This window comes from Pseudoduganella sp. RAF53_2 (assembly GCF_052113985.1).
GTDB lineage: Bacteria > Pseudomonadota > Gammaproteobacteria > Burkholderiales > Burkholderiaceae_D > Rugamonas.
The window spans coordinates 1-6,152 of the sequence record NZ_JBFRDW010000354.1; the positions used below are offsets into that span (position 1 = coordinate 1).

The 6,152-nt window shown below is 52.3% G+C and carries 4 protein-coding genes; 1 reads left to right on the top strand and 3 read right to left on the bottom strand.

What is annotated here, in order from left to right:
• The 3 genes from AB4Z11_RS19760 to AB4Z11_RS19770 all read right to left on the bottom strand — a co-directional run.
• Positions 1–320, bottom strand: a 320-nt coding sequence (locus AB4Z11_RS19760) for a TorF family putative porin (RefSeq protein WP_442027093.1), incomplete at its 3' end; no start/stop codon positions are given.
• Between the two features lie 700 nt (positions 321–1,020).
• Positions 1,021–1,878, bottom strand: coding sequence for a class I SAM-dependent methyltransferase (locus AB4Z11_RS19765; protein ID WP_442027095.1), 858 nt, complete (start codon positions 1,876–1,878; stop codon positions 1,021–1,023).
• A 246-nt stretch (positions 1,879–2,124) separates the two neighbouring features.
• The gene (locus tag AB4Z11_RS19770) at positions 2,125–2,961 is read right to left on the bottom strand and encodes an HD domain-containing protein (protein WP_442027096.1); all 837 of its coding nucleotides are present in this window, start codon (positions 2,959–2,961) and stop codon (positions 2,125–2,127) included.
• 562 nt (positions 2,962–3,523) lie between these two features.
• Here AB4Z11_RS19770 and AB4Z11_RS19775 point away from each other — a divergent pair.
• Positions 3,524–6,152: two-component regulator propeller domain-containing protein (locus AB4Z11_RS19775; protein ID WP_442027098.1), on the top strand; the 2,629-nt coding region annotated here is incomplete at its 3' end.

Consider the following 6,152-nt stretch of genomic DNA (forward strand, 5'->3'; position numbering starts at 1 on the left):
GCGTTAAGGCCAAGGTCACCGACAGAACGTGCGTATGTAAGGTAGACATCGACTTCCGCTCGACCGCCTTCAATGAAGCGTCGATTAACATCTGACATCCATATCCCTAAGCTCCACCCGTCGGGATACGTCCAATCGAGTCCAATCTGTCGAGCGTCTCTCCCCCAAGTCTGGCGCACACCGCGGGAAACGTATTGGGATGTTTCTGCTATCGATCCACTAAAAACTGGCTCGGTGACAGATGTTGGCAATTCCTGAGCCCAGGCCATTGGCGTGGCTATCGCGCTGGCGACAATGAGTGTTCGTGTGAAGTGGTTCAAGGCAAAAGAGTATTAAGAAGTTAGGCGCGGTCGGTGGAGCATCTAAGAATTTCGCAGCAGAGGGAATTCGACCAGCTAGCGAGACTCCAAAGTAAGGGATCAGATTAGCATGAGAAATTCAAGGACTTCTGCCTATTTCTGCAGAATTGCTGCCATCGAAAATTGTTCATTAGGCGAGGCTGTCGTGCATCAGTCCGAGCGCGTCGCTCCTCCTTGTGTTCGACGCTCTTGGACAGACGTTGTAGTTTCAAACGTACGTTGTGCATTGCGTTCTCGATTCAAATTAACGACCGATGCGCCAGCACCAACAACGGTCACTAAAAGATCGTAGTACGTCACGCTTGATGCTCATCTCACAGTTCGGATTTGGCAGTTGATAGCAATGTTTGGCCGTCAGGCCTTTCAGCATGGGGCTAGAATTGATTTGCTTTTCCAACCTCCTTTGGCCAGTCGTTGCGGACTGGCTTTTTTTTCTCGCCTGTAAAGCGTGTGTCTCGTGGATTGAAGTCAGCTAGAAATAGCCATACCTGGGACAGCTATGCTGAGCTCGATGGCGGTTTGTGAAAGTTGTGCGGAAAGGCTTCTGTACTGATGCGCGTATAACAGGCTACCGTTTCGATTAGCGCTTAGAAGAATTCGAGGATGTTCTGCGTCCAATCATCATCACAGAATGCGCTGACGATATGCCACCGAAGATACACTAGGCACGGTAGCAGGCAAACTGGAGAATCCATGACGATGCCCCGCCAGCGGTGGCGTTCAGTAGCTTCTGGTCCATCACCTCCAAGCCGCAATTACGTAGCAGCGTGGTCATTGAAAGTGCGCTGTAGAAGTTGATGTGCTCATGCCAGTGCCGCTTCGCTTGCAGTGGATCCGGCCGGAGCATGACGTCCTCAAACGGAACCTCAATGTAAAGTAAGGTTTCGGGACCCATTGCGTGGATCAAATCCTTAACCAAGTCGACAGGGTAGGGCACGTGTTCTAGCACGTTGCTGCACACAACCAGGTCATACTCTTGTGAGAAAGCGGTGGCGCGACACACCTTTTGCGCGTGGGGAATCACGATGCCTTTGTTGCTGATGTCGTAGATATGCAGCAGCTTGTTGGAATGCTTAAACGGCGTATTGGCGCCCGTGTCTCCGCCCCAGTCCAGTACCCGAGGCGTGTGTGGCAAATGCGGTGCCAGAAATGCTTCAATGTCGGCGAGATAGGGTACACCGGTATTTAGCAGCAAATTGCGCTTTCGGTAGCCAGGCTCGTAGTGTTCACGAAGCGCCGTATAGGCTTCTTCGCGGTACTCATGATATAGCCTTGTCATTTCCTGTTCATCGAAGCGAATATCCAAAAAGAGGTGGGAGCAATCGCGGCATTGAATCGAATTGCAGATGGCGTAGCTCGTACCCGTCTTCAGGGTTCGCAGTCCCCACTCTGAGGTGATCTCTACCGGAGCCCAGTTAAATACACGATGCGCTATGAACGGCATTAGTACAGCGGGCGATTTATCCAGTGTTTGGCTTCCGCAGCAAACGCAGTGCGTAGCAACGCGCTCTTTATTCAATTGGCTATCCTTGGAGTTGATTTAAGATGAAAATTACTGGGCTGCAGCCAGCAAGGCACTCAGAGCGTCATACCGTAAGCGCCGTCAACCTAGGCCGTTGGAGAGGAACGAGTCGTTACCGACCTTGCTGTATTTAGGCTAACGATAAACTTCAGAACCGACGGGCATGCCCAGTGGAGTACCGACGTCGATTTCAGCTCGCATGCGAAAAGGTCAAACAGGTCATTTCGGCGTGGTTAATAACGGTCACTCGCCAAACGGTGCCGACTCGGCACGGGAGCGAAGTTGTAAAAATTTGACCATCAATGCGGCTCGGGTATTCGGCCATTTTTGAGCCTCATTTTCCATCAGTGATGAAAAATTCTTGCCCATATTGTGCCTAGGGTATCGAGCGATGACGGAGTAGATATCTTCACGCTTCATGTCGCGAGAACGGCTGCCTGCGACGTCGAATGCCGCGCCGGTTTGGAGTAGCCTCGCCTCATTGCTTGCGTCGCGAAGACCCGATGGCATGTTCATATGTAAGGCTATTGCATCGGCCACTTGGTCCGTTTTCGATGCGGACCATCCAGCTTGTAAGAGAAAGCGCTGCGCGGCATTTGCGCCTGAGACCGCAAAGCAGTGCTGAGAAGTGCAACTGCTATGCTCGGAGGTATGGCCCAAATCGTGCAGCATACTGGCCACAAACAAGATCTCGGGATCGTAAGCCAGCCCATCCACTTTAGAAAGTACGCTAGCCCATATGAAGCTGCGCCAGCAGTGATTCACCAGGAAATCTGGGCTCGCTACTCGGCAGAGCTCTTCAGCCTGTTTAGCGATCTGGGAGTCGGGAATTGAAAGCTGATCCCAGTCCAACACTGCGAGCTTTCGTCGTTGTGATGCTGTGAGGATCTGCGTCCAATCCTTTAGCTGATAACAGACGGCTTGGGTAAGGTAGCGAATTTTTTCATTCCGGCTTAGGTCGCCTTTTGTCCGATTTCCCCATGCTACGTTTCCGAATATTTCACTCATCTTTTGTTCCTCAATACTTGGGTTCGGTGAAGCACTAGCCTGAAATACGCGCGGCGCGATTGCCATGTACATGATTCCAGCCTGGGCGTTTCGCCCAGGAGCTTTGCTGCGGCTGCGGACCAGATCTGTTTCGCATCCGAAGCGGATCGTTCTCATGACACGCAGCAGTCCCTGCTCCAGAACGCAAAAAGACAAATTATTGGAGATCACGGGCTAACAAGAAGGCCAACTTTTCGTTAAACGCAGCCATAGTTCTGGTGCGCGATGTGGCAGCATATTCGCGAAAGCTGACTCTCGGAGGGTGTTCAAGCACCATACAATTTTTGTGTGTCGAACAGTCAGCTACGACGGTGCGTGCACCGTGGCACTTCAATTCATGCGTGCAATATTGGAATTTGCTTGGTCGTCTGGATGCCGCCGCGATGAGCTCTACTCATCAGCCTGTACTTATCCGACGGCTACACCGAATCGGTCGCGTCAATACATCTGGAGCATATTCCGTTCGACGAAGCTATGGTTCGTCTTGTTTTCCTTGCTTGCGTGCTTCAGTGAAGTTGCTGCGGCCAGCATCGCGGCAGGCTTACGTTTCGAACGACGTCCCGTCTTGGATCGCGATGAAATCGGAGTCCTTTCAATGCTTCAGGATCGATACGGTTTCATCTGGGTCGGCACGCCCATGTCGGGAATTTATCGCTACGATGGTGCGCAGGCACGCCACTTTGGGACAGAAGCCGGGATGCAGCCTCATGCGAGTGTTACTGCTCTATATGAAGCGCCGAATGGCGTCTTATGGGCTGGCACGCAGCAAGGCTTGTTCCGTTATGACGCAGAGACCGAAGCATTTATCAGCTATCGTCCACCTCAGGTTCGGTCGCCAAGTTCGCTGAACGTCAGGTCTATCATTGGCGATGGTAAAGGTGGTATGTGGATTGCCACCTGGGGTGGACTACAGCATTTCGATTCAGAGACCGGGCGGTTTCGGGAGTATATGCATGACAAGAGCAATCCGACCAGCATTGCATCCAACGACGTTAATGCGTTGGCCATCGATGCTCAAGGCGGGCTGTATGCAGGTACTTGGCCAGGCGGTCTTGAGTATCTTCCACATGGCGCTAATCAGTTTCGACACTTGCGCGTGGATCAGGAGAATGCACCTAATGCCAAGACAAATATTGTTCGAGCGTTACATGTCGTCGGCAGTGTGCTATGGATCGGCACTGAACAAGGGTTGCTAAGGTGGGAAATGCAAAAGCCGTGGGAAGCACGGGTACTTCTCAATGTACCGCTTGTCCGCTACACGGCGTTGTACGGTGACACGGACGGAACAATTTGGGCGGGAACACTAAGCGCCGGCGTGCAGCGTTGGCTGTCGGACGGTACGAGGACTGAAGAGTTTCTTTATCGCCCTAACGATCCGTACAGCTTGCCGTCCAACTACATACGCGCTGTCTTTCGTGACCGCGCCGGCTTGCTGTGGATAGGAACTTACGCAAACGGCATACGCGTAGCCAACTTGAATGCCAGCGGTATTGCTCGCATTTTGCCATTTGATAGAGAGTGCGGCCAAACCAGTAACACCGTTCAGACTTTGGAACGCGCAGGCAAGGGGAAGCTATGGCTCGGAAATAACCGTGGCGTTACCTTGTTCAATCCGGCCAATGGACAAGTTGAGCGATGCTTCAACGTTAGTTCTACGGCTTCGGACCGCTTGAGTAGTGACGTTGTCTACAAGATATATGTTGATCCGACGGAGGTCTTATGGATTGGCACCGCCTCAGGATTGCATCGATTGGATGGATCTCGTTCTAACATCCGCGTCTACCATTTCGGCGAGCTTCGGCGAGACTTCATCAACACTATAGCACCCTCATCGAGCGGGAAGCTGTGGGTCGGCACGGGCGGGGATGTCGTTCGGTTCGATCCAGGTGACGGCTCGTTTGAAGTGTTTGCACATAGCCAGGACGATCCTTCTAGTAGAAGCGTGACCGGTACTTCTGTAATCCTCGAAGATCGCCGCGGAAGAGTTTGGATGGGCTCCGAGCATCATGGTGGAGGTTTGGATCAATTTGACTCTATCGCAAAGACTTTCAAGCATTTCCGGCCAGAGCAAGGAAGCGAGACAGCGTTGCCGAGCGATGCAGTAACTGCGTTACATGAGGATCGAAACGGCCGTATTTGGGTGGGTACGGGAAGTGGTCTTGCCGAGTTGATTACATCTGACGAGGGCGTCGTTTCGTTTCGAGTCCGTCTCTTCTCCACTAGCGTAGGTACGGCAAAAATCCTCGCGATTACTAGTGACAGCGCATCTAAGATTTGGATCAGCACGGTAGGCGGTCTCTTGCGCATAGATCCTGACACCGGTCTTGCCCAGAGCTTTGGCCCCAGCGACGGATTGAGCGGAGCGTATGCAACCGGTGCTGTCTTAGCCGTCGAAGGCAACCTTTACTTTAGTGGATACAAAGGTATCACAAAAGTATGGCCTGAGTGTGCGGGTCGCATTCTGCGGGCTCCACAGGTGGCATTGACGCATGTTCGGATCGGACAAGAATCAATCGTGCAAAGTATTTATGCCAACGGTTCTCAATTAATGGGGCCACCTGTTCATCCTCGCTCGTTGATTGTGGCAGCCGGGGCTAAAACGGTTTCCTTCGGCTTTGCAGCGCTTCATGATTTAGATCCAGATCGAAATTCATTCAAGTTCGCACTTGATGGCCTGGACAACGAGTGGGTGAACACACAGCCAGGGCAAAGAACTGTTAGCTACACCAACTTGGACCCGGGCGAATATCGGTTTCRCATCCGCGCCTGGCAACCGGACAGTGGCTGGAGTGACGAATTGACTTTTCCTGTCACAGTACTTCCTCAGTTTTGGCAAACCAGTTGGTTCCGTATTGTGGCGATGTTGGTCTTGCTGCTTCTATTGGCAGTCTTATACCAGTGGCGGGTCCGTCATTTGAGGAAACTGAGCGCTACTCTCCGCAAGAAAGTCGCTGAGCGCACTGCTGCCCTTGAGAAGAGTAATGCCAAGCTAGCGGAGTTGAGCAACACCGACATGCTAACCGGAATAGGAAACAGACGCGCTTTTGAATCTTCGCTTGAATCTGAGATGCGCCGGGCCAGGCGTACAGGGAAGGAGATTGCGCTTATCCTGTTTGATATTGATCACTTCAAAAGCTTCAATGACACGTATGGTCACCAGGCCGGTGATGGAGCGCTTAATGTGTTCGGGCAAATGCTTGCTCAATACGCTCAACGGCCAGGCG